Raw genomic sequence first — 25,860 nt, forward strand, 5'->3', positions numbered from 1 at the left:
AGCAAGATATACGGCACCAAATTTTCATCATTGGTTGTGGCCTGCACAACCTGCGGGTCCGCTTTCGGAGCTCCGCGTATGCACGTGGCGCGCAGCGGATGCGCGCGCGTCTAAACTTTTAATTTTAATAAACTCTAATATATTGATTTTAATAACTCGTTATGTCGGGACGTGTCTACTCCATAACGTAGCTTTTCGTGTACCTGCTTGACTGGATCATAAGGAATATCCTTATACTTAAATGAAAAATTAGGTAATTTTAAATCATCCATCCAACGGATTAGATCATGGCCATGCCCATATTTCTTGCCAATCTGATTTTCCAAATCTCCTGTATCATTTAATTTATTTTCCTTTAAATATAAAGCCTTTAACCCACACTCGTTGGCATAAAATCGCAGCAGTTTCTCAGAAATTCCTTCTCCTTGTTCTGCCACCTTTCCATGAGCTCGAAAAGCACCTTTAAGTTGGGGCACCGTAGCCCTGACATCTTTTTTATCTGCCATATTTAACTTTTTTTGCCCTCTTGATAGCTTTCTTAGTTTAGAGATGAATATGAATTTCTTACTTGGATATCTCTTCAAACTTATATCCTCTTCGGAGTAAAAAGATGAAATTATGCTAAATTCTTTTCTATTGAAAAAGAATTTTTGATTGAAAACCTACCTCAACCGAATCCCCGCATCCACCTGAATCCGGTTATAATAAGCCTTCTCCGTAATCGCTGCATAGTCCGCCGCCTTTTGCTGGAAACTGCGGTAGGATTCATACACTTTTCTGCTTTTGGGGTCCCGGGCGGTGATTTCGTTAATCGCTTCCGCAGTGTAGGTGCGCATCTGCTGGATGACTTCATCCGGGAAGCGACGAATGTTGATACCTTTTTCCAGGAATTTGGCGAGGGCAGCGGCATTATTGGCTTCCATTTGGCTGAGAATCCAGCCGGAGAGCTCGCCCGCTACGGTTTTGATGATGCCTTGCAAATCGGAGGGTAAACGTTCCATCTGCTCTTTGTTCACAAAAAACTCCAACATAGTACCAGGTTCGTGCCAGCCCGGGCTGTAGTAGTATTTGGCGATTTCGTGGAAGCCCATCAGGGTGTCATGGAAGGGGCCAAGCCATTCCGTGGCATCAATAACGCCTCGCTCCAGTCCGGTATAGATTTCTCCGCCTGCCATGAGCACCGGTGCGCCGCCCGCTCGTTGCAGCACCTTGCCGCCCAGGCCGGGGATGCGCATTTTGAGCCCTTTCAGGTCTTCCACGCTGTTGATCTCTTTATTAAACCAACCGCCCATCTGCACGCCGGTATTGCCGCCCGGCATAGGGATGAGGTTGAAATCCGCGTACAGCTCCTCCCATAGCTCCAGCCCTCCGCTGACCATCCATGCATTGAGCTGCTGTGCATTCATACCAAAGGGGACGGAGGCAAAAAACTGCGCGGCTTCTGTTTTGCCCGCCCAGTAATAGGCGGCTCCGCAACCCAATTCTGCCCCTCCTTCCCGAACTGTATCGAAAGCTTCCAGTGCCGGCACCAGTTCATTGCCACCGTAGACCCGGATGTCCATACGCCCACCGGATAACTGCCGTACGCGGTCAGCAAAAAGCTCACAGGCTTCGCCCAGGATCGGGAACTTAGGCGGCCAGGTGGTCACCATCTTCCAGCGGTATTTTTTGGCGGTGATGATGTTGGGGCTGCCATCGCTTTCTTCCTGCGCATGGCTGACGCCGCCCAGCCCTTTAATCACAAAAGGGAGAGAAATGGTGCCAAGGGCTAAGCCTTTGAAAAAGGTTTTACGGTTGAGCTTCATAGCGTGCCAGGGTTAAAATGTGATTCGGTGATAAATCTGACCGAGCGGAATGCGGTGGTCAAGCCTGGGGATAATCAGTTCGTCAGATGCTGTTGCAAGAGGCGTCATCAACCACTGTCCGTTGGGGGCTCGTTCGAAAGATTCTACGGCCAGCTGATGTTGGGCAATGAAGACACACTGCTCCACACTTGGAATGCGCTGATATTGGAAAAACTTTTCGGTCCGGTCGTACTGTGCGGTACCCTGAGAAAGAATTTCAATGATCACGCAAGGGAATTCAATAATCAGAGGGTCCTGATCTTCCGGATTGCAGGTGAGTACGATATCCGGATAGACATACCGCTTTTTAGACTGGATTTGGGTCATGACGTTTTCGTCAAACAATTCACAGCCTTTGCTTTCCATTATTTGCTGAGGGATTTGGGCGATAAGGTTCCGCTTGATACGGTTATGGTTCTTGGTAGTAGCTTCTAATTCAATGAGCGTCCCATCCCAAAAGTCAAAACGCTGCCCTTCACCTCGCTGTGAAGCCAGGTACTCCTCGAAACTGACGGGTTGCAATCGTCTTGCCAGGCTCATGACTAAAATTTTAAACAAGATAGTGGAAATTTCAGAATAGAGGAAACCTGATTTTGTATATTTTGTTTTAAATTTACGAAACACAAAACAAATCAATGTCAGATCAACCCGCAAAATACAATCAGGGTAGGGGAGCCCAAATCAACCCGGCCAACCGCTTTCATGAGCATGACTACGGGCTGGAGCCTTTGCAGCCGGATGCCAGGACGCAGTACATCCCGGTTTATCCCAAAACCATCCTCAATCGGGTGGAAAGCCCGGATATCGGCATGGCCTGGTCGATGAACCCCTATCAGGGCTGTGAGCATGGCTGCATCTACTGCTACGCCCGCAATACCCACAACTACTGGGGCTACAGTGCGGGACTGGACTTTGAACAAAAGGTGCTGTACAAAAAAGATGCGCCACAACTGCTCGAACAGCAGCTCAAAAAGAAAAACTGGAAGCCCGAACCCATCATGCTGGCGGGCAATACGGATTGCTATCAACCGGCAGAGCAAACGCTGGGCATTACCCGGGAAATCCTTAAAGTACTGTGGAAGTACCGCCATCCGGTAGGCATTATCACCAAAAACAGTATGGTGCTGCGCGACCTTGATCTGCTGCAGCCCATGGCAGAAAACCGCTTGCTGCGGGTGTCCATTTCCCTGACCACGCTGGATGAAAAGCTGCGCCGCCTGCTCGAGCCCCGGACCGCCTCCGTGAAGGCCCGCCTGAAAACCATCGAAGTGCTGACCGAGAAAGGCATACCGGTGAATGTCATGATGGCGCCCATCATTCCCGGGTTGAATGACCACGAAATTCTGGAGGTGGGCCAAAAAGTCAGCAGCCTGGGCGCGGTTTCTATGGCCTACACAATGGTGCGCCTCAACGGAGATGTCGCTGCCATTTTTGAGGACTGGATCCGCAAGACGATGCCTGACCGGGCGGACCGGGTGCTCAATCGCATCCGCGATGTGCACGGGGGCGAACTGAACGACAGCCGCTTCGGCACCCGGATGAGGGGAGAGGGGCAGTTTGCGGAAGTTGTAAAACAGCAGTTTCAATTGGCGCGTCAGCGGTACTTCGCCGATAGGGTCAAGCCGGACTACAACCTGGATTTGTTTGAGCAGGGCCGCAACCCCCAAATGTCCCTGTTCTGAACTTGCATAGGTGGCAAGCGTTTCAGAGATTAGCTGCTCATTGGCTTTATCGCAAACACAAAACCACTATGCCCGAAACCTCACTGCTTGCTGCTGCTGAAACGGCCGTTTACCAATATTTGGCGGAACACCTGCCGCCCCGTTATGTCTTTCACGATTTCAACCATGCTAAAGCTACAGCAGATGTCGCTGCCGAGCTTGCCGCTGAGGCAGATTTACCGGAAGCAACGCGCAACGCCCTGATCATTGCGGCCTGGTTTCACGATGTAGGTTACACAGAAGGCGAAGAAGGGCATGAACAACGCAGCGCCGAACAGGCAAAACAATTCCTTGAGCCATTTCCGGAGACGGTCATTGACCACGCGCTGGCAGAGCAGTTGATCCTGAGCACCATGCCCGGCCAAAAGCCCGGCACCAAACTGGAGCAATGGCTGCACGATGCACACTATTCCTTCCTGGGTCGGAAACGCTTTGAACGGCGCGGGCAGTTGCTCCGCCTCGAAGAAGAAGCCATCTCCGATAAGAACTACACCACCCACGAGTGGGAAAGGCGCCTGCTGGAACTTCAGTTGGATACCAAATTCCTGACCCCGGAAGCCCACGAAGCATTCGCCAGCCGAAAGAACAAGAATATAGCCGGGCAAAGGGATAAAATCCGGAAAGCCCGAAAAACGACGGTCCGGAAAAAGACTGGAAAAGACTTTGGCCGGGGCGTTGACACCGTCTACCGGGTCACCCTCCGCAACCACATCAACCTGAGCTCTATTGCTGACGGGAAAGCCAATATGATCATCAGTATTAACACCTTGGTACTGTCTATCCTTATCACCGCAGGATCAGCGGGTTTCTCCATCCGCCCTGCCAATTTTGAGGAAAACCTGGAGTATATTCTTCCGGTGCTCCTGCTTATGATCACTTCACTGCTGGCTATCACCTTCGCCGTATTCTCAGCTATACCAAAGGTGTCCGGGCAGGATTTCACCGTTGAGGACGTCAAAAAACATAAGGTGAGCCTGCTGTACTTCGGTAATTTTCTGAGCCTGCCCAAGGAGCAATTTGTAGGCTACCTGCGCGACTTGAAAGCGGATCAGGAGGTCCTGTACGATGACCTTTCCCGGGATTTATATAACCTGGGCCTGGTACTAAAGAAAAAATACCGCCTGCTCACTTACGCCTATCGTACTTTTGTGGGGGGGCTGGTGCTGAGCTTCCTGGTCTTCGTCTTTACTTTCCTGCTAAAATAGCCTGACTTATCTTTCCTTCTGCTCAAAGTGTCGTAACGGAGTCTGTCCGTAGCCGTCCGGTTTTGGCTTTCTGACCGCCTTCGGATGTATTGAAATAATACACCACTCCAACACTTAGCAGAAAATAGGCGGCAAGGGCATAAGTCGCTATTGGGGAAAAACTGTTGAGCCCAAACCAGTCTCCGGTTGCCCAAATTAGGACGAGTCCAATGCCCGACTTCACCAGCTCTACCGCCCAGGCATAGCGGCTTTGGTCCATCAGCATGCTGTAGCTAAAAATGCAAAGGACCAGAAACAAGCCATACAGAATAGCCTGTTGCGCACCGATTTCCGCCAGGTTGTTAAAGAGGTACATCATCAGTAGGAATACGGCGGTGAATTGCACCCAGGACCACCACTGCATCGCCCTGGAAAGCTTTGGGTCGTACTTTTCGTAAGCGTAAGGGTCTTCAATTCCGGAAAGCGGGTACTTTTCCTTTACATCAGCCGGGCGCCACCCGGTTGGTTTGAACCAGATCGTGAACTTCGCGTTCCAGTCTTTCGTGCACCAGGCGTCCTTGATGAGCTGCCAAAGGTGTACAAAGTTGATTATGATGGGGTTCCAGGTGCGCACCGGGCGGGTCACGCCGTACACCGGTGGCACTTCGTCCAGCTCTTCCTGGAAAGTGCCAAACATTTTGTCCCAGACGATGAAAATCTGAGAGAGGTTCTTATCCAGATATTCCTTGTTGATGGCGTGGTGGACGCGGTGATGAGAGGGCGTGACAATAATGTGCTCCAAAACCCCCATTTTGCCAATCAGGCGGGTATGGTACCAATACTGTGCAAACAAATGGAGTGGGGCGACCACCGCGACCACCTCTCCCGGTACGCCCAAAATGGCGATCGGCAGCAGGAAAAAGACCGTGATGGCCACAAACCCGGAGATCGACTGCCGCAAAGCACAGCCCAGATTGAACTCCTCGCTGCTGTGGTGGATGATATGGCGGTTCCAAAAATAGTTGACACTATGCGAAAGGCGGTGCACCCAGTAGCCCGCAAAGTCGAGCCCGATAAAAGCCAGGGTATAAACCAGCCAGGTGGATTTGATTTCAAACAGCCCGATTTCCCCTGCGAGCCAGTCGTAGGACACCACCACAACGGTGAGCCCAAGCACATCTTTAATCACATTGGTCAGGCCGGAACTCAGGCTGGATAAGGTGTCCATACTGCGGATCACCTTTTCGCCTTTCCACCAGGCAATGCCTGCTTCCAAAAGAAGGAGAGCCATAAAAAAAGGGATGGCGTAATTCAGTACGGCGGCGTAGGATTCCATGTCAATTTAGTTTGGCGAAATTTCGCTATAATTTGCAAATATATGGAATCCGATACAAAAAAAGTACCGGCAAACGACTTTAAGCCGTCTGCCAGGTACCACTTTTTGGGGTTATAATTTGTTAAACTTCACGATTTCCGGGCCTGTCTCAGACTGCATATGGCAGAAATAAGTACCCGGTGGCAAAGCGCTCACATCAATCTCGGTTTGGTGGTGCGCTTTTGCCTGATTTTCCCAAACCAACTGTCCGGTAGCTGCAAAGACCTGCACCGTAAAATCCTGATCAGCCCACCTTAGGGTCAGGGCCGCAGCCGTAGGATTGGGGAATAGAGTAGGGGGGCTGACTTCTTCGTTCCAGCTACTGCTAAGGTGATGATGTGCCCAGTTTGCCCCTCCTGATGCCAGGCTGCTGACCGGTACTCCAGCCGGGAAGTCACCATCGCAAAAGCGGTTGATGCGCGCGCTAAACTGCCCAAAATTACCCGGAGTAGCAGAGAAACCCGGCTGTAACATAACGGCATCTTCGGCTACGAACTGCACCTGAGCGAAACCAGTTGCCTCATAATCGGCGGCAGTGATGGTTGAAAGAGCGGCCTCATGGACAAACCCGGTAAGCACCGTTGCACAGCATAGGTTGAGGTTGGCATTTGTGACTAGAATATTATTGGCCGAGGCAAAGGGGCTGGACAGAATACTGTGCATGCGTTTTTCCTGCATGGGCGTGAAAGCACCCCGGCACTGGAATGGGGCGTAACTCATGGTATTGGTCATATCAGGGCTGTAATTGTCCCCGTTCCCATCGGTTTCCGTACCGATAAAGCTACAAGTCGTATCGTCTACGTTACTTCCCAGGCTGGGATCGGCGGGGGTATCGCAAAGCTTGTCGCCTGCGCCTCCGCAATTGCTGCCGTCCACCAGTTCAGCTCCGAACGCAGTTTCGTGGGTGTGGTACAGCCCCAGGCAATGCCCCATCTCGTGCGCCAGGTGCGGGGTGTTGAACCGGCCGGCGTAAATGGTGGTGTAGGTATTGGGGATGGCGTAGGCGGTGCCCCGGAAGAAGGTGTAATCCGGCAAGACATTAATGGTAATGACATCATTTAATGGCGGATAAGCGGCAATGAGGTCATCGGCAGTATCGCCATCAAATCCATCAGTAGGGCTGGCGAAGTTGGAATCATTGATGCTGTAGATGCCCATTAGCGCAAAGCAGATGTCGTGGGGCGCATAGTAGGCTTCCAGGCGGTCGATTTCATCCAGGACTTCCTGCCGGGTGGACCCTCCGGTGCCATTATCCTCGTTGATGACCCGCACGGCAATTTTTACCGTATAGGATAAGTTGGCGGGCGCTCGCTGGGCTGCCGGATACCGTTCCAGGTAGTCGGGCGAAGCGGGTGTCAGGCAGTCAGGATCCTGCCCAAACAGTGCTAAGCCCAGCAGCATGAGCGTAGTAGTGATGATAAAATATTTCATGATGTTGGTCTTTTGGGCTTATTGTTGTTCTAATTGTGCAAGGCGGGCCTCGAGGGCTTCGAGCTGCGCTTTTAGTGCTTTGTTTTCCTGATCTGCGGCGATAGCGTAGAGGGTCAGTTCCTCGACTTTTTCCACCAGCAGCCGCTGTGTGCTGCCGATTTCAAAGCCGCCTTTGGCTTCTATCGTTTGAGCGGGCTGAAATCCGGGAAGGTGGCGATGGCGGTCGATGAAGTCGGCGACCTCCTTTAGCTCAGGCAGGCTATAGCTGTCGCTAAATACATAATCGGGCCAGTTGGCTTCCAGCTTGACGGTCACTTCTTCTGCCAGTATGGATCCACCAACGTACAGGCGATGGCTGCCCGGGGTTGCGGTGGTGCCCACGGTCAGGGTTTGGTCGACCGTAGCGGTGTTGCTGCCCAGGTGCCCCGTGACGGTTGCATCATCGGTTACGGTAAGCGCTCCGCCAATTTGAGTGATGCCGCCTACCTTGAGCTGATCGCCAATGACTCCATTACTGGCTACGCTCAGGTCTTCGCCAACGAAAGCATCGGTGCCCACTTGCAGGCCCTGCTGTATGACGGCATTCTTAGCGACATCAAGGGCTTCATTGACCAGGGTGCGGCCGGCGATTTCCAAAAAGAAACCGGCAGCAGGGGCATCTGTACCCAACCCGACCTGTGTACCATCATCCCAGAGCTGACTGTCGCCAAGGCTGCTAGACCCGGTGAACTTCGCCAGACGGTTAGGCGTGCCGCTGATGTCTTCGCTGGTCAGCATTTTGAGCCAGCTTGCGGTGCCCCAGTCCGGCGCATCGCCCTGCCAGCTGCGGTGGAAAATGCCCTCTTCGGCGAAAAAGAGCTGATGGTCCAGGCTGTTACCACCGGGGGCCAGGGTCAGCAGGCCGCCATCGGCTGCTGTCGTGGCCGGGAGTACACTAAATGCGGTGCTGGCATGGCGCTCCAGGTAAAGTTCGTCTACGTAAGTGTCTGGTGCACTGTCCATTGAGCCATTGTCATCCACATGCAGCCGCCCGAAGAAGTCGCCTGTGGTATGAGTATGGCCGACCGTATGCAGGTCGAACGATGGGGTAGTGGTGCCAATGCCCACCTTTCCATTGGCAGTGACCGACATACGCGGCATCAGTTGCGGGTAGCCCGTCTGAAAGCGGAGGTCAGCCGCAAAGCCATCGGGCTGCACGGGGCCGGAAACGTAAGCGCGCATTTCAGCACCGGTGTAATAATCGCCGCCCGTCACCCAGCCTTGCAGCTGAACTGCGCCCAGGCTGTCGTCGTCTACAACGGGGAGTTTGCCAACGCCAAGCTGAAAGCCATTGTTTTTGGCGGCAAAAAGCGTAGGGTCATCGCCTACAATCTGTGCATTCAAAAGGGTAGTGGTGCTTCCTGCTGCGAACAGGATAGCCAGGATGATTAGTTTTCTCATGGTTTTTTAGTGTTTTTGGTATATATTTAGTCCTTTATCACCGCTCTAAAGCAAGTGTTACGAAATCAGTTGAATTTTTTGTCTAAATTACCTCTATACAAAACCTGTATTCATAACCTCTAAAGAACTTGTGACGATCACCGAAGGTCATGTAATAATGCGCGATCTAACCCCGGGACGATCCTGGCAGAACAAGTCCTTTTTAAAATCCGCCCCATGTTAAAGAAATACATAACCCTTTTGCTTTTAGCTTTTGCTGGCTTTGGTTTGAATGCACAATGCCCTCCGGGCGATGTCACCCTCAGCTCACAGGCGGAGGTGGATGCTTTTGTGGCTGACTATCCTGACTGTACGGAAATAGTGGGAAATATGCTAATTGGCTCTCTTTCCAGCATAGATCCCACTAATATTACCTATCTATCTGGCCTAAGCAGTCTTATCTCCATCGGCGGAAGCCTTTCTATTGGCAACAACGAGGGTTTAACGAGTTTGACAGGATTGGAGCAGCTCAATTCCATCGGCGGATTCCTTTATATTAGCAACAACGATGCCCTAACCAGTTTGACGGGATTGGAGCAGCTCAACTCCATTGGCGGAGACCTTCGTATTTTGAGAAACGCTGGCATAACGAGTTTGATAGGATTGGAGCAGCTCGCCTCCATCGGTGGATTCCTTGAAATTCGAGTCAACGCTGTTTTAACGAGTTTGACAGGATTGGAGCAACTCGCCTCCATCGGCGGATTCCTATCTATAGGCAGCAACGAGGGCTTAACGAGTTTGACAGGGTTGGAGCAGCTCAGCTACATCGGCGGATCCCTATCTATAGGCAGCAACGAGGGCTTAACGAGTTTGACGGGATTGGAGCAGCTTACCTCCATCGGCAGTCTCCTTTCCATTCGCAACAACGATGCCCTGACCAGTTTAACAGGGTTGGAGCAGCTCAGCTACATCGGTAGTTTCCTTTCCATTGGCGGCAACGATGCCCTAAACAGTTTGACGGGGTTGGAGAACCTTGATGCAAATACGATTGCCGATCTCAGAGTTGAAAACAACCTGGAGCTATCTATTTGCGCTATCGAGAGCATTTGTAATTACCTGGGCGTAGAGACGAATACGGCCGATATAAGTGGCAACGCCACGGGCTGTGCCACTCGGGAGGAAGTGGAAACGGCGTGTATGGTCTCTGCCAAGGGTGTATCCCAAGCCAATATCAAGTTGTTCCCAAACCCCACCAATGGGTTGCTACAGCTGCGGAACATTACAGCCAAAGAAGTGGTCGTATACACTTCGCAGGGGCAGCGCATCGCTCGCTATGACAGCCCCGGGCAGGAACTGGACCTGAGTGCTTTGCCCGTCGGCGTGTATCATCTTCACCTGATTACGGCGGATGCTGTTTTTGCAGCGAGGGTGATGAAGCAATAGCCATTTTCCTGGCATCAATCTTTTTCCCTGAAGTCCAAATAAATACGGCCATTCAAATAGAAATGAGGCCGGTCCCGGTTGGCCGAAAACTCATTGGTGTAGCTCTGCGGGCCAAGATTTTCCGGTTGCTTGAATTTGGTGCCGATGGGGCTTATCGCGTGAAGGACGGAAATATTCTTCCCGGGGAATATCCCATCTGTATTGGTATTGTAGGCGCCCTCCGGTTCGTCGGGAGAGAAGAGGTGGAGGAATAAATTGTTTGAGGCGATCATCAAAGTAAAAGGTTGCGCTTTGGTTTGTATTTCCGCCCAGTAGACTTCATCGTGGTAGCCTTTGAACTCAGGATAGTCCCAGTTTTCTCCGGTTACCGTATTGTTGTAGGCTTTCTCCCAGAGGCCGAACTGCAGGCCTTTCCGCCGGTTTTTCCAAACGCGGTAAGGGCCCCTGCCCAGATACTTCACCCCGGTCACCTGATCTTCGGGGTAATCAAAGCTTACGCCAAGGAAGTCGTAGGTGCCGTTTCCGGGAAGATAGGCGTAGTCGATCTGGAGGATACCGCTGCCCAGCATCCTGTAAACCACCTTTCTTAAAACGCCTTCAAATTCAGCCTCAATGACATAGTCGTTGCCATCGGAATAGTGCTTGATGGATTTGAAAGAAGATTCCCCGATGAGGGTATCCGGTAACGGGCCTCCCGAGAAGGGAAAACCGCTTTTTTCGTTGGTTACAGCCTCTATAAGTCCGCTTGCCAGTCCTATACCAATTTCTACTCCATTAGCTGAGGTGAGCAGGGTGCCATTTTTTTCTTTTGCGGTTGCCTTGTTTGTGGCAGTAGGGGGGAGGAGGGTTTCGACGATTTGCGCTTCCGTTTGCAATGCCCAGGACCAGGTGAAGATTTCCCTGCCGTGCGGGTCGGTTGCGGTGAGCAGCAATCCCTGATATTGCCGCCAGTTTTCTGAAAGCCCTAATTCCAATTTACCCCATTCCCAAGGTTTAATGTTTCCTGCTGTGACTTCCTTCTCTTGCCGGATGATCGGAGCCGTCTCCTTGGCACCTGCTATGGGAAAATCCACCAACTGCCACTTGAATTGACATTGTTTAAGGTTGGTGTAATGGAACCGGTTGTGAACAGGGATTACGCCATCGAACGATGCCGGTATGTGCTGAAGATCCAGGTATACCGGCGACCAAATCTCCTTAATCGTGAAGAAACTCGCTTCCTTTTCCCGGTAAGGGCCTACGATGCCGTCCGGTGCGTTACTGCGCTGACAGTCGAGTTCGCCATTCCGGTCGGAGCGTTGCACACATTCGTCTACCAGCGCCCAGAGAAAGCCACCTGCTGAAAGGGGATGATCTACCATCGCTTTCCAAAAATCATCAAGGCCGGCCCCGTGCCCGCCATCGTACAATCCGTGGAGGAATTCTGTGGGAAAGAAAACGTCGTCTCCATTGAATAATCCATCGGCACAGCAGCCAAAACTTTTGTAATGCTGCGTATCGGTGTCCCGGAATTTCGCCCAGGGGTGGATCACTGGCCTTTTTTGCGGGTCGTAGAGATAGAAGTCATCATCGAGCGCGAAGTTATTGCCTCCTTCGTTGCCATTGTCCCAAATTACGACGGACGGATGGTTGACATCCCGTGTGACCAATTCCTTTACGAGCTGACGGCCCACTATAGTGTCATAGGCCGTTTGCCAGCCGGCCAGCTCATTCAGCACAAATAAGCCGAGTGAATCGCATACTTCGAGGAAGTGCTTGTCCGGTGGGTAGTGCGCCATTCTTACGGCGTTCATATTCATGTCCTTGATGAGGTTGACATCGTCCACGCTAATCTGGTAACTGGTTGTCCTGCCGGACGATGGCCAGAAACTATGGCGGTTGACACCTTTAAATTTAACTTTTTGCCCGTTTACATAGAATCCATCGTGGGGGCGGAGTTCTACCGTTCTAAAGCCGAAGGTCTCCGTAACCGTGTGCAGAGGCTTCCCTTTAGCCATCAGGCTGAACTTCACCTGATAGCGATTGGGGAATTCCGGCGACCAGGTTTTTACGCCACTAAGCTTTTGAGAAACCACGACCATATCCATGCCTTTCTCAATAGGAGAGGAGAAGGCGTTTCCTAAAGGGTTACCGTCCATATCTGTCACCTGTGCTTCCACGGTCTCCGCTTTGCGGGCATTGCTCAGGTAAACATTAGCCCTGAATGAGCCGTCTGCTTTTGCATCAATGGCTGTCCAATTGATGTGCGCCTTAGGTTTAGCCTCCAGGTAGACCGGCCGATAGATGCCGCCAAAAACCCAGTAATCCGCCTCCCGTTCGGCGGTATTGACAGAAGGGTTATCCGACCAGTTTTTCACGACAGCTTCCAGTTCGTTTTCAGCGCCATACTTCAACAAGCTGGAGATATCATATTTGAACCGGTAGAAGCTGCCCTGATGCGTTGGACCAGCAGATTTGCCATTGATGAACACTTTAGTATCCGTCATGGAGCCTTCAAAAACAATATGTACAGATTTATCTTTCCAGGAGGCAGGTATGGTAAATTTATGCCGGTAAGTTCCGGTTTCGTTAGACTCCGGCTGCTTGCCGCGGCCATAGTTGTATACCCCGAACCCTTCGGTTTCCCAGTTAGAGGGCACAGGGATTGTAGTCCATTTCCCGCTGTTCATGCCGCGGTCAATATGGAAGTCCCATTCTATCGTATGGTCTTTATCCACACCCGAAAGGTGCTGTATTTCAGTGGATTGTGCCATACTTTCAAATGCGTATCCCACGATAAAACAGGTAAAAAGGAGAAGTGGCAGGAGGGTAGTATTGGGTCTCATAATCAGTCAATGTTGGTTAAATTTGAGAGGGGAATTTGATGATTTTGGTCTGCAAGCGACCTTTATAAAATAAATTTACCCTACTTAGATAAGGCTGACGGATGTGTTATGTAACCTATAGTGATAGTCCACAATGTTTTATTGTAATTAAAATAAAGCAAATTAGGGTAGGAGTAAACAAATTGTTTATGCCGGATGAGTGAAAACCGGTTGCATTTTAAGCGCGTTTTTTAATCCAAGCAAGTCATGCTATAATTATAGTCTGACAACCCAAGTTTTGTGAATCCTGACATGATTTTCATAAATTTTAAGTTGTCAGACTATGAGCTTGGAATTCACGCGAAATGCTTGGTTTGGATTTTTTGGCGCAAATTGACATTTCAGGCGCTGGACAAGCTGTAGACATACAGAAATGTCTGTACAGTAAATTTAAGCAAAGCGCTATGGGCAACTCATCCAATTCAGAAGACAGTACGCTTTGATGTTCAAGGGTATCCATGCTTGCGCAGCTTACTTACAAAGCACTACAGACGGCTTTAAGCCCCTATTTCCCAGTTATATTTTACCCTATAATTTATATTATGTTAAATAAGAAGTTGGAAAACCCATCTCCTCTGCTTTCAACGGATCTTTCTGATCTTGTTATGCTATGCTCAGAAAAGGTTTGACCTGCTTTACCGTGGTGCAGGAACGCTATGCGCACATGGAATCGGTACCTGTTGGAATACTGGAAGTAATTTTGGAGTCTGGGGATTTTAGCCGCCCCTACCCCGGCGGTACGCTTAGAATACCATGAAGCCTTGACTAAAATCAACCACCACACCTCTCCGAAACATTTGGAAAGAGCTGGTTTCTTTCGCAGAAGGTGTTATTTTTAGCAATTATCAGAAAAACGATAAGAAATGCAACGATCTGTTTACCGATTTTCCGTATCCGCTTTGCTTTTAGGGCTTGCGCTCTATGCTCTGTCTTGCAGTAGCGAACCCGCCGCTGAAACGACCGAACCAAAACTGACGGCATCTTCTATCAACCCCAATGGTGACAGTGAGCTCGCCCTCCTGATGCGCGCCATGTACGAAGATGCTGCACAAATGAAAAAAGCGATTGAAAATGGTGAGCAGCCAGTTTCCCAACTCGATCACGAGAAAATGCTGACCGCTTCGGCCACCGAGCCTGAGAAAGCAGCCTCTGACACCTACAAAGTGCACGCGCAATCTTACCTCCAAACACTCAAAGCGCTGGAAAAAGCGGATGTTGCCGAAGCACAGGTGCTTTTCAAAGACATGGTCGACAGCTGTATGGGCTGCCATACCGCCCTCTGCCCCGGCCCGAAGATGAGGATCAAACATTTGTATTAGAAATTGTTGGGTTTGAACTGTAAGTATTTCAACGACTGATCGCCACCCTCAATCACTTCAATGAAGAGTTGTTGCGGACCTGCCTGCAGATTCAGCGTTGCCCTGCTATCTGCACTTAGCATTGTGGATGAATTCAGTGCGGTCTTAATACGGTAGCTGCCCTTCAGAGGCGCTTTGTCAAATGCCAGGGTGTATGTCCTATTTGCCTCTACGTCAATTTTATAGATCGCTGAACTACCCGCTTTGAGTTGGTGCAGGAAGTTAAAGGCGACTTTCAGGTCTCCATCAATGTCCACAGGTGCATAGAGTGGGACATTGGATGCTGTATCTTTGCTAATCTGGAAAATCGGTGCCTGAAAAGCATGGGGGCTATTCTATATCCCCTGAAACCATTGTTGGGCGACCCTATCCATTGCCTGAGCCTTTTCCTGAAGGGAATCCAGCAAATTACGGTCCTCTGTGGGGTCGGTAGGCAGGTAGAAAAGCACCCGCTCCGGAACGGGCGGCAGATAGCCCTCTGCCGGACCGGGGTGACGAATCCATTTATAGTCGCTTGTGATCACCGTAATGGGTTGAGCAGACCAGTCAAAGCCCATTTTTCGGGTTTCGGCTGGCGCGTATTCATTCAGTACGCCTTCCGGAGTCCAGGGCGCATCCGTCGGCTGCCAGCCGGGCTGAACAAAATCAATGTGGGTCTTCTCCCAATCTACCGGTTCCCTGTTTTCCAACAAAGAACGGAAAGACTGTCCATCGAAGGCAGGCGTCTCCGGAGGTGTGAGGCCCGCCACATCCATCAAAGTTGGCAGCACATCGGTGACCGCCACCACTTGGGCCCGCGCACCTGAAGGGAATCGGCTCCCCCACTTTACAAACAAAGGAGAGCGCAAACCATTTTCCCAAAGATTACCCTTCCAGCCTTTGAAGCCATTTACTTTCCGGATCGCACGCTCTGCATCTGTGAGTGCCCGGTTGTTGACCGCCGGGCCGTTATCGCTCATAAAGAGGATGACGGTCTCTTCCAGCACGCCTAACCGCTCCATGCCTTCCAGTAAGCGCCCTACCTGCCGGTCGAAGTGGTGGATCATACCGTAAAGCGTGGATAAGCCTTTTGGCAACCCCAGATCTAAGTAGTATTGCACCGCAGCATCCGGTGCGTCGAGCGGCTCATGGCAGGTCATACTCGACAGGTAAGCGACGAAGTTGGTGTCCCGGTGCTGTTCCATGAAGTCAAGAGCAAAATCCACAAGGGCTTCATCCGACCATTGTTCCGTGGTTTGCAATCGCCCGTTGAAATACCCGTAACCGTTGCGATGCTGGTAAAGCTTGCTCATGAACGCCTCCTGAAAACCGCGCTGCCACGGATAGTACCCTTCAGCATTGCCGCTATGCCATTTGCCCCACATCCCGCAAACATATCCACCTGCCGTAAAATGATCGGCCAGCGTAGAAATGGCTTTGGACAGATAGTCCTTCCCACCGTGTACGTGGGAGACTCCGGTGCGGAGGAAGTGCTGCCCGGTGAGCAACGAAGCCCGGGTGGGCGCACAAACAGCGTTGACATAAAACCGCTCAAAACGGGCACTCCCCTCCCCCAGCCTGTCAAGATTAGGCGTGGAAAGATAAGGGTTGCCGTGCAGGGCCAAATCGTCGTACCCCAGATCGTCGACCTGAATGATCAAGAAGTTGGGGCGGGCCGGTGCTTCAATGATCTGTTCTTTGGGGTATTCACAGCCGGTTAGCACGACGAGGTATAAGGATGAAATCAGCAATCGGCACATAAGTTATAACTCCTTGTTTTTCAATATACTTTTCAAAGGTTGCTGAGTTTTTACGTTCAATTACCCCCAAGGTCACCCACCAGGGATTTGGCTTTCCACTCAATATAACTAAGTTCTTCTGCAATTGGTGATACCGTCAGTGCTGCCACTTTTTCGTGCAAGTCAGGAGGTAATGACGGGCCCAAGGCCTCAAGTGTATTCAGTGCCCGCAACACCACATAAGGATTATCTGATTCCAGTAGCTTGCTTAAGGTATAGATAGCAGCCTCTTTTTCACCCAATTTGTAGAGCACCTCAGCCGTAAAGCTTTGCACCTCCCCGCTTTCGTCTTGCAGGAGAGGCAGGAGTGCATCTTTTAGGCAATCAGCATCTGCACCGAGGCAGAGGGCCCCGGCTACGCCCCAGAACCGGATAGCCGGATGTTCGTTTTGCATCATCCTCCCAATCTCATCTATTGAGGGATTGAGCGTTGCGTGATCTGCTGCCTGAATGATGGCATTCAGAGGAGCGGCTTGCCCTTGTTCCATATAGAGTGTGCTGTCTTCCCGGTACCGGGCAAATAGCAGCCCCTCTGGCAGGAACCCAACATCCTGTTGTTCCAAATTGTAAGCTTTCAGAGCGTTGCGCATACGCTGCAGCACCTCTGCAAATGCCGGGTCTTCCGCCAGATTATGGACATTATGGGGGTCTGCTGCTGTGTCGTAAAGTTCTTCCGGCGGGCGGGGCTGCCAGAACTGCTCCTGTAGATCATTCAGGTTGCCAGCATGGTGAGCGGCTTCCCAGGCTTGTACATTGGCAGCCTCCCAAAGGAATCGGATATGTTGCCCGCTTGGCCGGAAGGGGTAATAATTCCGGATATAGCGATACCGTTTATCCCGTATGGTCCGCACCAGATCATAAGACTCGTCCATCCGCCCCCTAAACCCAAAGGCGTAGTCGTCCATAGCCGCCAATTGGTCTTTTCCGGCAAAAGACTCGCCCTGCAAATGCCCGGGCACTTCAGCTCCGCCCCACTCCAGAAAGGTGGGTATGAGGTCGAGAAAGCTGACAGGAGTTTCCACCCGGCTGCCCATTTCCGCTGGCGCTAAATGCTGGTATTGTTCCGGAAACCACATCATCATCGGCACTTTAAGCCCCGACTCAAAGGGGAACCGCTTACTGCGCCCGATGACGCCACCATGGTCGCTGCTGTAAATAATAATGGTGCGGTCCATTTCGCCCGTGGCCCGCAGCTTGTCCAAAAAGCGTTTGAACTCCTGGTCCATCATCGCCACATCATCGTAGTACAGGGCTATATCGTCCCGGACTTCGGGTACGTCTGGCAGATAGGGAGGCACCTGTACTTTAGCGGGGTCGGTTTCCGGTATCAGGGCGATCAGGCTATCCTGCTGCGCCTCGGTCAGGTCCTCGAAGGTATTCCGGAAGTACGCCCACTTTTTATCGTGGTTGTGGATTTTACCCTCATGGGTCATCCAGGTATTGTAAAAAAGGAAAAAGGGCTGTCCGGCGTTTCGATCTGAAAGAGCATCTTCCATAAGCCACCAATCATCGGTAGCCCAGGTACTGTCCTGACCTGGGATGTTGTAGTCTCGCTTTAACCGCAGGGAGTTGTAATAGCCGGCTTCGCGCAGGTAGTTGGGAAAGAACCGGATATGGGCGGGGATTTCCACGTTGCTACGCATATGCTCAGAGCCTAAGGTAACGGGCAGCATACCAGTGATCAAAGTAGAGCGGGAAGGCGCACAAACCGGTGCATTGGAAAAAGCATTATCAAAAACAATCCCGGCTCTGCCAAAACTGTCAAGGGTTGGCGTGTGCGCCAGGGTGTCTCCGTACACCCCCAGTAGCGGGCTGTTGTCTTCACTGACAAACCAGACGATATTGGGCGGCGGTAATGCAACGCCCTGCTCCGGGGCTCGCTTACTACAGCTAAAGATGGAGCCCATCAGGATAACAACAACAAAAACAAAAGCATCGGTGCGCATTTCACTATTTTTAAGGAGCAAAATAGCAAACCCGCTGCAGGCTTTTCTCAGGTCAGCACAGTACAGTTAAATATCCCGGAGAACCTACATTTAGAATCAGGGGGCATTAGAACCCAACGCATCGAGTCTATTGTGGCTTCCTGCACCCTGCCCTGCTGAACGAATAAACCTAAACAATCATTTCGATGAAGCGAATTCAACTCCCCTGTACCCTGTTTTTAATCGCCCTCAGCCTTTGGAGCTGCGGCAATGAAAATCCTAAAAAAGCGGGCGATTCGGCTGTCCGCCCTCCAAATATCATCTACATCATGGCGGATGACCTTGGCTACGGGGATATCGGCGCATTCGGGCAGTCTGTCATCCAAACCCCAAACATCAACCGGCTATCAGAAGAGGGCATGATGTTTACCGATCACTACGCAGGTACCTCCGTTTGTGCCCCCTCGCGCTGTGTGCTCATGACGGGTATAGACATGGGCAGGGCAGCTATACGCGGCAATATGCAATGGGAGCCCCATGGGCAAATGCCGCTGCCCGACAGCAGCATCACAGTCGCCGAAGCCCTGAAGGGCGCAGGCTACGTCACCGGCATGTTTGGCAAATGGGGGCTCGGCATCACCGGCACGGAAGGCGATCCCAACCAGCAGGGCTGGGATGAGTTCTATGGCTATACTGATCAGGTGCTGGCGCATAACTACTGGCCGGAATACCTGGTCCGCAACGGAGAAAAAGTGCACCTGAATAATGCCGTCAAGTACCTGGACAGCACCGCCTGGCACGGCGGCTACGGCAGCTATTCGATCGGAAAGAAAGAGTATTCGAACGACCTTTTCACGGAAAGAGCGTTGGCTTTCATACAGGAACATCAGGATTCCTCCTTCCTTCTTTATCTGCCCTATACCATTCCCCACGACAACGGGGAAGCCCCCGTAGGCGAGCGGCAGGAGGTCCCGCAGCTCGGCCGTTTTCAGGAGATGGACTGGCCCGCAGAGCGCAAAGGCTATGCGGCTATGATTGAGCGTCTTGATGGATATGTGGGGCAAATCACCCACTTGGTAGATAGCCTGGGGCTGGGTAAAAATACCCTGATTGTCTTCACAAGCGACAATGGCCCGATGCAGGAAACAAGAAGCTTTACCGCATTTTTTGACAGTAATGGCCCTTATCGAGGTGGTAAACGCGATGTATACGAAGGCGGTATACGCATGCCTTTTGTAGCCCGATGGACGGGCACGATTGCGCCTGGCACCACCACGGCCTTCCCTTCCGCTTTTCATGACTTTCTACCAACGGCTTGTGCCATTGCAGGGGTTGAACCTCCTGAACAGATTACCGGGCAATCTTACCTGCCCACCCTCTTGGGGCAGGAGCAAATGCCTCCGGAGTACCTTTACTTTGCTTTCTACGAACAAGGTAAAAAACAGGCGGTACGCAAAGGCAAATGGAAAGCCCTGCGTAACGGTGTCTTTGAGCAGCCTGATATACCCTGGGAATTGTATGACCTTAACGAAGACCCCGGCGAGACTCAAAACCTCGCCGGGCAGCACCCGGAAGTCGTGTTGGAGCTGGCTCAACTGGCTGCCCGCGCTCACCATACCGACCCCAACTGGCCGTTATTCAAAACAGAAGCCGTGGAATAATGAGCGTGATCACGATACTCCTGGCGGGCCTCATCACGTTGGTTATCAGCTGTCAGCCCACCGATCACAAACCGGCCGGACCCGCTCCGGAGTTCGACCACATCCTGGTGATTGTAGGCGACGACCATGGTTTTGCGGCCGTTGGCGCTTATGGCAATGACTACATCCAAACGCCGGGGCTTGACCGTCTCGCAGCAGGTGGGGTCCGATTTGAAAAAGCATACGCCACCTCCCCTATTTGCAGCGCCTCCCGGCAATCCGTACTCTGCGGGAAATATCCTCACGCCACGGGAGTCAACATGCTCTTCACGCCTTTTCCGGACGAAGGGAACATCACCATTGCTGAACACTTGAGGGATCAGGGCTTTGCGACCGCAATTATTGGCAAGAACCACTTCAACAACTGGGTTTGGGCACCCCTTTATAAAGATGGGCCGCCCGATCATGGCTTCACCCTTAATGTAGGCAAACAAGAGTACCGGCAATGGCTAAAGAGCCGTCAGCCTCTTCCAATACCGGACAGCATACCCACCCGTGCAAATCAATCGGGCGAGGGCGTAGCCTGGCAGAAAAATGCGGCAATGCTTCCCGTACCCCGGCGACAAGCAGATACTGAAGCTGCTTTCTTCGTTGACCAGGCCCTGGCGTTTATGCAGGAGCAGCAGTCCGGCAAATCCCTCACCTGGCTGGCTTTTCATGAACCACATGCGCCTTTTGCTTTTCCGGTTGAGTACTGGAATACCTACCACCCGGACAGTATACCCTTCCCTCAGGGCAGCCCGGAAGATGATCGCTGGGTACCGGAGATTTTTCAGGATTTGACCGAGCCAGAGCGAAGGGGAATTATCACCTCCTACTACCGATCGGTGACCCATATGGATGCTCAGATTGACCGGTTGCTGGACAGTTTGGAAGCCCAAAAAATGCTCGACCGCACCCTTATCGTTTATTTTGGAGATCAGGGTTATCTGCTGAATGACCACCGCCGGTTCGAAAAGCATAGCTTTTGGGAAGAGAGCATCCGCGCGCCTTTGATTTTTCATGGAGCAGGCCTGCCCGGTGGCAGCGTTCTTTCCACTCCGGTCTCGTTCGTGGACATCGCACCCACCATCGCTGCTTTAAGCGGCAGTAGCCAGGTTGCTGATTTTCAGGGAGCAGGGCTGGTGGACCTCTTATTCGGCTTAGTAGCCGAAACAGACACCACTTACCTGTTTTCAGAATACCTGCTGGATAATAAAGCCATGGTGGTCAATGACCGCTGGAAGTATATTTTCACAGCCGGGGCCCGGGATCAGACGATGAGCTACGGTACCGGGTACGGGCCTTCCGGGATGTACCACCGGCTGTATGACCTTAAAAGTGACCCAAGAGAAACAACCAATCTTGCTTATGATGCCGGGCAATCACAACGGGTGGAACAATTGCAGGGCATTATGCTAAATTACTTTCGGCAGACTCATCCGGATGCCAGGGATTGCCCATCTTCCCTCAACACGCTTGGCCAGTTAGTCTGGTACTGCGAGCCCAGAGACCTGGGTGGAGACTATCAGGAACGTCCGGCCCGAATTTTTGAAGCCGAACCCTTTCAACCCGAAATACCTGACTAAACATGAAACTGCAAGCAGTTGATATCGCAATAATCGTTGGTTACATCATCCTTACCCTGTTGATTGGGTTCTGGATTTCCCGGCGGGCATCCAAAAGCACACAACACTATTTTCTGGGCGGCAATCAAATTCCCTGGTACATGCTGGGGCTATCGAATGCTTCCGGTATGTTTGACATCAGCGGTACGATGTGGATGGTAGGGCTGTTGTTTATCTACGGGCTAAAGTCTGTCTACATCCCCTGGCTCTGGCCGGCATTTAATCAGATTTTTCTGATGATTTTTCTGTCTGCCTGGCTGCGCCGGTCAGGAGTGACGACGGGTGCAGAGTGGATCAAATTCCGGTTTGGCAGTGGCACCGGGGCGAATCTTTCTCACATCATTGTCATCGTATTTGCACTCATTAATGTGCTTGGATTTTTGGCCTATGGCTTTATTGGCATCGGTAAGTTTGCTGCTATCTTTCTGCCCTGGGAACTTTCACCTGAACCATATTGGAACGAAGTCTTTTACGGGCTGATTATCACCGCACTGACCACGGTTTATGTTGTCAAAGGTGGCATGTTTAGCGTCGTTTTTACGGAGGTGCTGCAGTTCATCATCATGACGATTGCCAGTGTGGCTGTAGGTGTCATTGCCATGCAGCAGGTCAGCCCTGAGATGCTTGATCAGTACATACCCGAAGGCTGGCGCTCGCTTGCATTTGGCTGGGAGCTCGGGTTGGACTGGACCGGTATTATGGAATCCGCAAATCAGAAAATCAGCGAAGACGGTTGGGAGTTATTTTCCATCTTTTTCATGTTGCTGCTGTTCAAAGGCGTATTGCAAAGCCTGGCGGGCCCGGCTCCCAACTACGACATGCAGCGGATTCTTTCCGCCCGGACGCCTAAGGAAGCGCTAATGATGAGTGGTCTGGTCAGCCTGGTGCTTTACTTCCCACGCTACATGTTTATTGCGGGCCTGACCGTTCTGGCCCTTGTCTTTTTCTCCGAAAACCTCAATAGCATGGAAAGTGTGGACTTTGAGCTTGTGCTTCCCTTTGCTATGGCGAACTTCATTCCCACCGGGCTCTTGGGCTTACTTATTGCCGGGTTGCTGGCGGCTTTCATGTCTACTTTTGCCGCCACTACGAATGCCGCACCTGCTTATTTTGTCAACGATATCTACAAGCGCTACATCAACGCAGAGCGCAGCGAAGACTTTTACGTGCGTATGAGTTACGGTGTGGCGATAGGGGTAGTCGTTGTTGGTACTTTTATAGGATTGTTTGTCACATCCCTTAATGCTATTGTACAATGGATCACCGCAGCCCTTTGGGGTGGCTACACTGCTGCGAATGTGCTCAAGTGGTTCTGGTGGCGATTCAACGGGCACGGTTACTTCTGGGGTATGATGGCGGGCATGGTTGGCGCGATTGCCATACCGGCTTTGTTTCCGGAGATCGCTCCACTGAATGCCTTCCCGGTAATCCTCCTGGTTTCCGGGGCAGGATCCTACTTTGGCAGCATTTACACGCCGGCGGATGACCTCGAGGTATTAAAAAACTTCTACCGTAAAACCCGTCCCTGGGGCTTCTGGAAACCGGTGATCCAAGCCCTACAGAAGGAAGACCCCGGGTTTCAGCCCAATCCGCATTTTGGTCGGGATATGCTGAACGTTGCGGTGGGCATCATCTGGCAGACCGCTCTGGCTGCCGGTGGCATTTTCCTGGTCATACAGGACTATCAACAGCTGTGGTGGTGCCTGGGCGTGATCGTGCTGACTTCTGTCTTTCTCAAGCTTAACTGGTACGATAAAATTGAGGGCGAAGAGGCTTACTAATTAGCGGATAATTCGATTCGGAATTGTTCTACCCCGCCCTTCGCTGTTCGGAATGTGACGTAGCGGGACTGCCCGTAACGCTGCATATTAACCTGCAAAGGCTGCCCATTTCTGGTTACTTCAGCACTACTATAGGTTTCCGGCAGAAGAATCCGGTAACTTCTATGCACCGCATTCCCTGTAGCTTTTAAAGTTATAAGCCTTCCCGGCTGATCCATCTCATACTGATACGCCACATAACCATCAGATGAAGGCAGGTGCACCACTGTTTCCACTTTTTGTTCATCTGTAGCCGCCCAGCGCGGAGCAATCTCTACGGAGTCCATCCCAACGCCCTGATCTTTAACACCTGCCAGTCCTTCCAGCAAAGCGTACACGACCGCAGCGGCACCCCAGTTGTCTGGTATGCCACGGGAGACGATACCGGGTGCAAAGTATACTGAATGATCGCTGAGCGTTACAGCCTTAATGATCCACTCCCGCTCATCTTCTGTTCCGGTAAACTGAATCGCATCTATCGTCTTTTCCGGATGTGGATTGTTCAGCCCGTAGTTGTAGTAAGCTACAAAATGATGCTCATCGTTGCTGCGCCAGGCTTTCCTGCATATCGGCCCCTTCTTGCGCGGAATGGCTTCAAACCACCAATTGCCGATTTTCTCCCGGTCAAGGTAATCGGTAAAGGTTGTGCCATCCGAGTATAGTAGTTTGATTTCACCGGTGTACCGGCCTGAAGAACCGGTGTGCAGTAAATAAATGGACTGTGCTTTCTGATTGACCTCAAGGGTTTGTACGCGGTTCGCTTCAGTAATGCGCAGGGCATTCTCAGCTCCCTCTGAAATCAGGAAGGGGATGCCGTTGAACGCTCGCTGCCCATTCTCCCGGTTAGCTGTAATAGGTTGGTCATTGTACAGGGCACCACCAGGGTGAGAAATATTAACGAGTGCTCCCAGCGATAAGGGCTGAAAATTTCGTACCGGTGGTTCCGGCATAGCCCCGCGGTAGGCACAGTGAAGATAATCGTCTGTTTTTTGTGCGAGTGCCTGAATGCGATTTAAGATATCAACACCGTAAGCTTCCTGCCCGTTCTGTAGAGCGCCATGGGCCAGTTCGCCGGCCACGATGCTGGTAACGCCACCATTCATGTATTCCCATTTTTCAGAATGGTCGCCAACTCCGAAGCCTCGCTCAAAGGGCGGATAAATGGTGTACCACTCGCCGGGAGAAGAAGCCGGCATCTCTTCACGTATACGCTGATAGGTTTCAATGATGGCCCGCTTTTTATCTCTGGATATTTGCCGGTTCAGAGTGTAAGCATTAGATAGGGAAACCTGTTGGCTTTGGTCTACGCCGAGGTCGCGGTGCACGTCAGAGTATTCCGGAATGTGGTGGGTGTAGAATTGCCCGTTCCAGGCCAGGCTGTCAATTCGGGCCTGCAAGTTATGCCCCAGCTGATCCACACGTTCGGCTTCTTCCGTTTGGCCAGCATGGGCGAGCATTTCAGACAGGTAGGTGCAGGAGGCAGCCATTCCGGTATTGTCTCCGTACATAATGCCAAAGCGGGTGGTGTCCAGCTTCACCACCATCACATCGCCCCCTACCCTTGCGGCATCTTCAGTGGTTTGGAAATCCCAGGTATCGATGGTGAACCCTCGTTTGAGCAGCTGGTACTTTTCTGACCAGCGGTATGGGTCGGTAGTCGCGTATTGCAGGGCCAGAAGGGCATTATCGAGGTTGGAGGCCATCCACTGGTCATCGCCGGTGGCTTTCCAGGTATAGTACAGGCCCTCGATGAAAAGGTATTCCACATCGTTTTCGACCGGAATCCTGCGGAATTCCAGCCGCCCGTTTTCCGCATCACGGATAAAGCCTCCGTACCGGAACCGGCGGTCCCACCAGGTCTTTTCCTGAAAACGTTCGTTGACGTTGTCCCAAATCATGCCATCCTCCCGCTGGGAATCAGCGTACAAATCTATTCCGGACTTTAATTCCGGATAGAAGTATTTCATTCCCTTTAGTGTATGCACATGATCGCGGAGCCAGCGAACAAAAAAGTGGTAATGCCGGTCCTGGAAGCGCACCATTTCGGCTTCCTGCCCTTTCCACCCCATCATCGAGTGATAGAGGGTATTCAGTAAATCATGATACCTTTCAGAACTGTCATTTATTTGCGTACGGGCTTCCATTTCAAAAGCAAGCTGAGCTAAAATGCGCCCCTTGGAATCCAGCAACAGTAAAAGCTGATTGCCCAATGCGCCACCAACAGTAAACTGAAGAGAGTCCCTGATGGGCATTTCAAGATAAGTCTGCCCGTTTCCATCGATTACACTTAGCTGTCCGGGCTGATCAGTGTAGACCGTCAGGATCTGCAAGGGTTCGGCTGCTCCGGGTTCGCTCCGGGTTAAAATCTGACCTGCCGAGGATAGATTCATG

General features: G+C 51.6%; 18 protein-coding genes. 7 read left to right on the top strand and 11 right to left on the bottom strand.

The genetic code is table 11. From position 1 onward, the window contains the following. Positions 1-134: 134 nt before the first annotated feature. From RIC19_RS13570 to RIC19_RS13580, 3 genes are all read right to left on the bottom strand, one after another. Positions 135-506, bottom strand: a complete 372-nt coding sequence (locus tag RIC19_RS13570; protein WP_350178870.1) for a hypothetical protein — start codon at positions 504-506, stop codon at positions 135-137. A gap of 156 nt (positions 507-662) precedes the next feature. Beyond that, positions 663-1,805 carry a TRAP transporter substrate-binding protein gene (locus RIC19_RS13575; RefSeq protein WP_350178871.1) on the bottom strand — a complete coding sequence of 381 codons (1,143 nt, stop codon included), beginning with the start codon at positions 1,803-1,805 and terminating at the stop codon, positions 663-665. A 12-nt stretch (positions 1,806-1,817) separates the two neighbouring features. Then, positions 1,818-2,384, bottom strand: a complete 567-nt coding sequence (locus tag RIC19_RS13580) for a Uma2 family endonuclease (RefSeq protein ID WP_350178872.1) — start codon at positions 2,382-2,384, stop codon at positions 1,818-1,820. 95 nt (positions 2,385-2,479) lie between these two features. On the opposite strand from RIC19_RS13580, the gene RIC19_RS13585 reads away from it, so the two are divergent. Continuing rightward, complete coding sequence (locus tag RIC19_RS13585) at positions 2,480-3,526, top strand: PA0069 family radical SAM protein (RefSeq protein WP_350178873.1); 1,047 nt, start codon at positions 2,480-2,482, stop codon at positions 3,524-3,526. A gap of 68 nt (positions 3,527-3,594) precedes the next feature. Then, positions 3,595-4,770: a Pycsar system effector family protein gene (locus tag RIC19_RS13590; RefSeq protein WP_350178874.1), complete on the top strand. Its 1,176-nt coding sequence runs from the start codon at positions 3,595-3,597 to the stop codon at positions 4,768-4,770. Between the two features lie 22 nt (positions 4,771-4,792). On the opposite strand, the gene RIC19_RS13595 is transcribed toward RIC19_RS13590, so the two are convergent. From RIC19_RS13595 to RIC19_RS13605, 3 genes are all read right to left on the bottom strand, one after another. Continuing rightward, the gene (locus tag RIC19_RS13595) at positions 4,793-6,085 is read right to left on the bottom strand and encodes a sterol desaturase family protein (RefSeq protein ID WP_350178875.1); all 1,293 of its coding nucleotides are present in this window, start codon (positions 6,083-6,085) and stop codon (positions 4,793-4,795) included. 111 nt (positions 6,086-6,196) lie between these two features. Continuing rightward, complete coding sequence (locus RIC19_RS13600; RefSeq protein ID WP_350178876.1) at positions 6,197-7,555, bottom strand: zinc-dependent metalloprotease; 1,359 nt, start codon at positions 7,553-7,555, stop codon at positions 6,197-6,199. Positions 7,556-7,573: 18 nt separating this feature from the next. Next, positions 7,574-8,995, bottom strand: a complete 1,422-nt coding sequence (locus RIC19_RS13605) for a hypothetical protein (RefSeq protein WP_350178877.1) — start codon at positions 8,993-8,995, stop codon at positions 7,574-7,576. A gap of 216 nt (positions 8,996-9,211) precedes the next feature. Here RIC19_RS13605 and RIC19_RS13610 point away from each other — a divergent pair, with 216 nt between their 5' ends. Continuing rightward, positions 9,212-10,417: a T9SS type A sorting domain-containing protein gene (locus RIC19_RS13610; protein WP_350178878.1), complete on the top strand. Its 1,206-nt coding sequence runs from the start codon at positions 9,212-9,214 to the stop codon at positions 10,415-10,417. A 14-nt stretch (positions 10,418-10,431) separates the two neighbouring features. Here the strand turns inward: RIC19_RS13610 and RIC19_RS13615 are convergent, their stop codons facing one another. Further along, on the bottom strand, positions 10,432-13,170 hold the full coding sequence (locus RIC19_RS13615; protein WP_350178879.1) for a glycoside hydrolase family 2 TIM barrel-domain containing protein: 2,739 nt from the start codon (positions 13,168-13,170) through the stop codon (positions 10,432-10,434). Between the two features lie 974 nt (positions 13,171-14,144). Here RIC19_RS13615 and RIC19_RS13620 point away from each other — a divergent pair. Beyond that, positions 14,145-14,600 carry a hypothetical protein gene (locus RIC19_RS13620; RefSeq protein WP_350178880.1) on the top strand — a complete coding sequence of 152 codons (456 nt, stop codon included), beginning with the start codon at positions 14,145-14,147 and terminating at the stop codon, positions 14,598-14,600. Here RIC19_RS13620 and RIC19_RS13625 read toward each other — a convergent pair. From RIC19_RS13625 to RIC19_RS13635, 3 genes are all read right to left on the bottom strand, one after another. Next, entirely contained in the window at positions 14,597-14,896 is a 300-nt protein-coding gene (locus RIC19_RS13625) for a hypothetical protein (RefSeq protein WP_350178881.1), read from the bottom strand. The genes RIC19_RS13620 and RIC19_RS13625 overlap by 4 nt on opposite strands. A 78-nt stretch (positions 14,897-14,974) precedes the next feature. Beyond that, positions 14,975-16,378 (bottom strand): sulfatase-like hydrolase/transferase, encoded by a 1,404-nt coding sequence (locus tag RIC19_RS13630; protein WP_350178882.1) that lies wholly within the window; start codon positions 16,376-16,378, stop codon positions 14,975-14,977. A 56-nt stretch (positions 16,379-16,434) separates the two neighbouring features. Continuing rightward, positions 16,435-18,363: a sulfatase-like hydrolase/transferase gene (locus RIC19_RS13635; RefSeq protein ID WP_350178883.1), complete on the bottom strand. Its 1,929-nt coding sequence runs from the start codon at positions 18,361-18,363 to the stop codon at positions 16,435-16,437. Positions 18,364-18,548: 185 nt separating this feature from the next. Here RIC19_RS13635 and RIC19_RS13640 point away from each other — a divergent pair, with 185 nt between their 5' ends. From RIC19_RS13640 to RIC19_RS13650, 3 genes are read left to right on the top strand one after another with little or no spacing between them, the layout of a single operon-like run. After that, the gene (locus tag RIC19_RS13640; protein ID WP_350178884.1) at positions 18,549-20,003 is read left to right on the top strand and encodes an arylsulfatase; all 1,455 of its coding nucleotides are present in this window, start codon (positions 18,549-18,551) and stop codon (positions 20,001-20,003) included. After that, the gene (locus RIC19_RS13645) at positions 20,003-21,610 is read left to right on the top strand and encodes a sulfatase family protein (RefSeq protein ID WP_350178885.1); all 1,608 of its coding nucleotides are present in this window, start codon (positions 20,003-20,005) and stop codon (positions 21,608-21,610) included. Before RIC19_RS13640 ends, RIC19_RS13645 begins: the two co-directional genes overlap by 1 nt. 2 nt (positions 21,611-21,612) lie before the next feature. Continuing rightward, positions 21,613-23,430, top strand: a complete 1,818-nt coding sequence (locus RIC19_RS13650; RefSeq protein WP_350178886.1) for a sodium:solute symporter family protein — start codon at positions 21,613-21,615, stop codon at positions 23,428-23,430. Here RIC19_RS13650 and RIC19_RS13655 read toward each other — a convergent pair. Beyond that, positions 23,427-25,859 (bottom strand): hypothetical protein, encoded by a 2,433-nt coding sequence (locus RIC19_RS13655; RefSeq protein WP_350178887.1) that lies wholly within the window; start codon positions 25,857-25,859, stop codon positions 23,427-23,429. The genes RIC19_RS13650 and RIC19_RS13655 overlap by 4 nt on opposite strands. Position 25,860: the final 1 nt, after the last annotated feature.

It is taken from the genome of Phaeodactylibacter sp., from assembly GCF_040219495.1.
Taxonomy (GTDB): Bacteria; Bacteroidota; Bacteroidia; order Chitinophagales; family Saprospiraceae; genus Phaeodactylibacter.

What these genes read in the sequence shown, in the direction of transcription:
- RIC19_RS13570 (WP_350178870.1), bottom strand. Translation starts at nt 506, where the DNA reads ATGGCAGATAAAAAAGATGTCAGGGCTACGGTGCCCCAACTTAAAGGT.
- RIC19_RS13575 (WP_350178871.1), bottom strand. Translation starts at nt 1,805, where the DNA reads ATGAAGCTCAACCGTAAAACCTTTTTCAAAGGCTTAGCCCTTGGCACC.
- RIC19_RS13580 (WP_350178872.1), bottom strand. Translation starts at nt 2,384, where the DNA reads ATGAGCCTGGCAAGACGATTGCAACCCGTCAGTTTCGAGGAGTACCTG.
- RIC19_RS13585 (WP_350178873.1), top strand. Translation starts at nt 2,480, where the DNA reads ATGTCAGATCAACCCGCAAAATACAATCAGGGTAGGGGAGCCCAAATC.
- RIC19_RS13590 (WP_350178874.1), top strand. Translation starts at nt 3,595, where the DNA reads ATGCCCGAAACCTCACTGCTTGCTGCTGCTGAAACGGCCGTTTACCAA.
- RIC19_RS13595 (WP_350178875.1), bottom strand. Translation starts at nt 6,085, where the DNA reads ATGGAATCCTACGCCGCCGTACTGAATTACGCCATCCCTTTTTTTATG.
- RIC19_RS13600 (WP_350178876.1), bottom strand. Translation starts at nt 7,555, where the DNA reads ATGAAATATTTTATCATCACTACTACGCTCATGCTGCTGGGCTTAGCA.
- RIC19_RS13605 (WP_350178877.1), bottom strand. Translation starts at nt 8,995, where the DNA reads ATGAGAAAACTAATCATCCTGGCTATCCTGTTCGCAGCAGGAAGCACC.
- RIC19_RS13610 (WP_350178878.1), top strand. Translation starts at nt 9,212, where the DNA reads ATGTTAAAGAAATACATAACCCTTTTGCTTTTAGCTTTTGCTGGCTTT.
- RIC19_RS13615 (WP_350178879.1), bottom strand. Translation starts at nt 13,170, where the DNA reads ATGGCACAATCCACTGAAATACAGCACCTTTCGGGTGTGGATAAAGAC.
- RIC19_RS13620 (WP_350178880.1), top strand. Translation starts at nt 14,145, where the DNA reads ATGCAACGATCTGTTTACCGATTTTCCGTATCCGCTTTGCTTTTAGGG.
- RIC19_RS13630 (WP_350178882.1), bottom strand. Translation starts at nt 16,378, where the DNA reads ATGTGCCGATTGCTGATTTCATCCTTATACCTCGTCGTGCTAACCGGC.
- RIC19_RS13635 (WP_350178883.1), bottom strand. Translation starts at nt 18,363, where the DNA reads ATGCGCACCGATGCTTTTGTTTTTGTTGTTGTTATCCTGATGGGCTCC.
- RIC19_RS13640 (WP_350178884.1), top strand. Translation starts at nt 18,549, where the DNA reads ATGAAGCGAATTCAACTCCCCTGTACCCTGTTTTTAATCGCCCTCAGC.
- RIC19_RS13645 (WP_350178885.1), top strand. Translation starts at nt 20,003, where the DNA reads ATGAGCGTGATCACGATACTCCTGGCGGGCCTCATCACGTTGGTTATC.
- RIC19_RS13650 (WP_350178886.1), top strand. Translation starts at nt 21,613, where the DNA reads ATGAAACTGCAAGCAGTTGATATCGCAATAATCGTTGGTTACATCATC.
- RIC19_RS13655 (WP_350178887.1), bottom strand. Translation starts at nt 25,859, where the DNA reads ATGAATCTATCCTCGGCAGGTCAGATTTTAACCCGGAGCGAACCCGGA.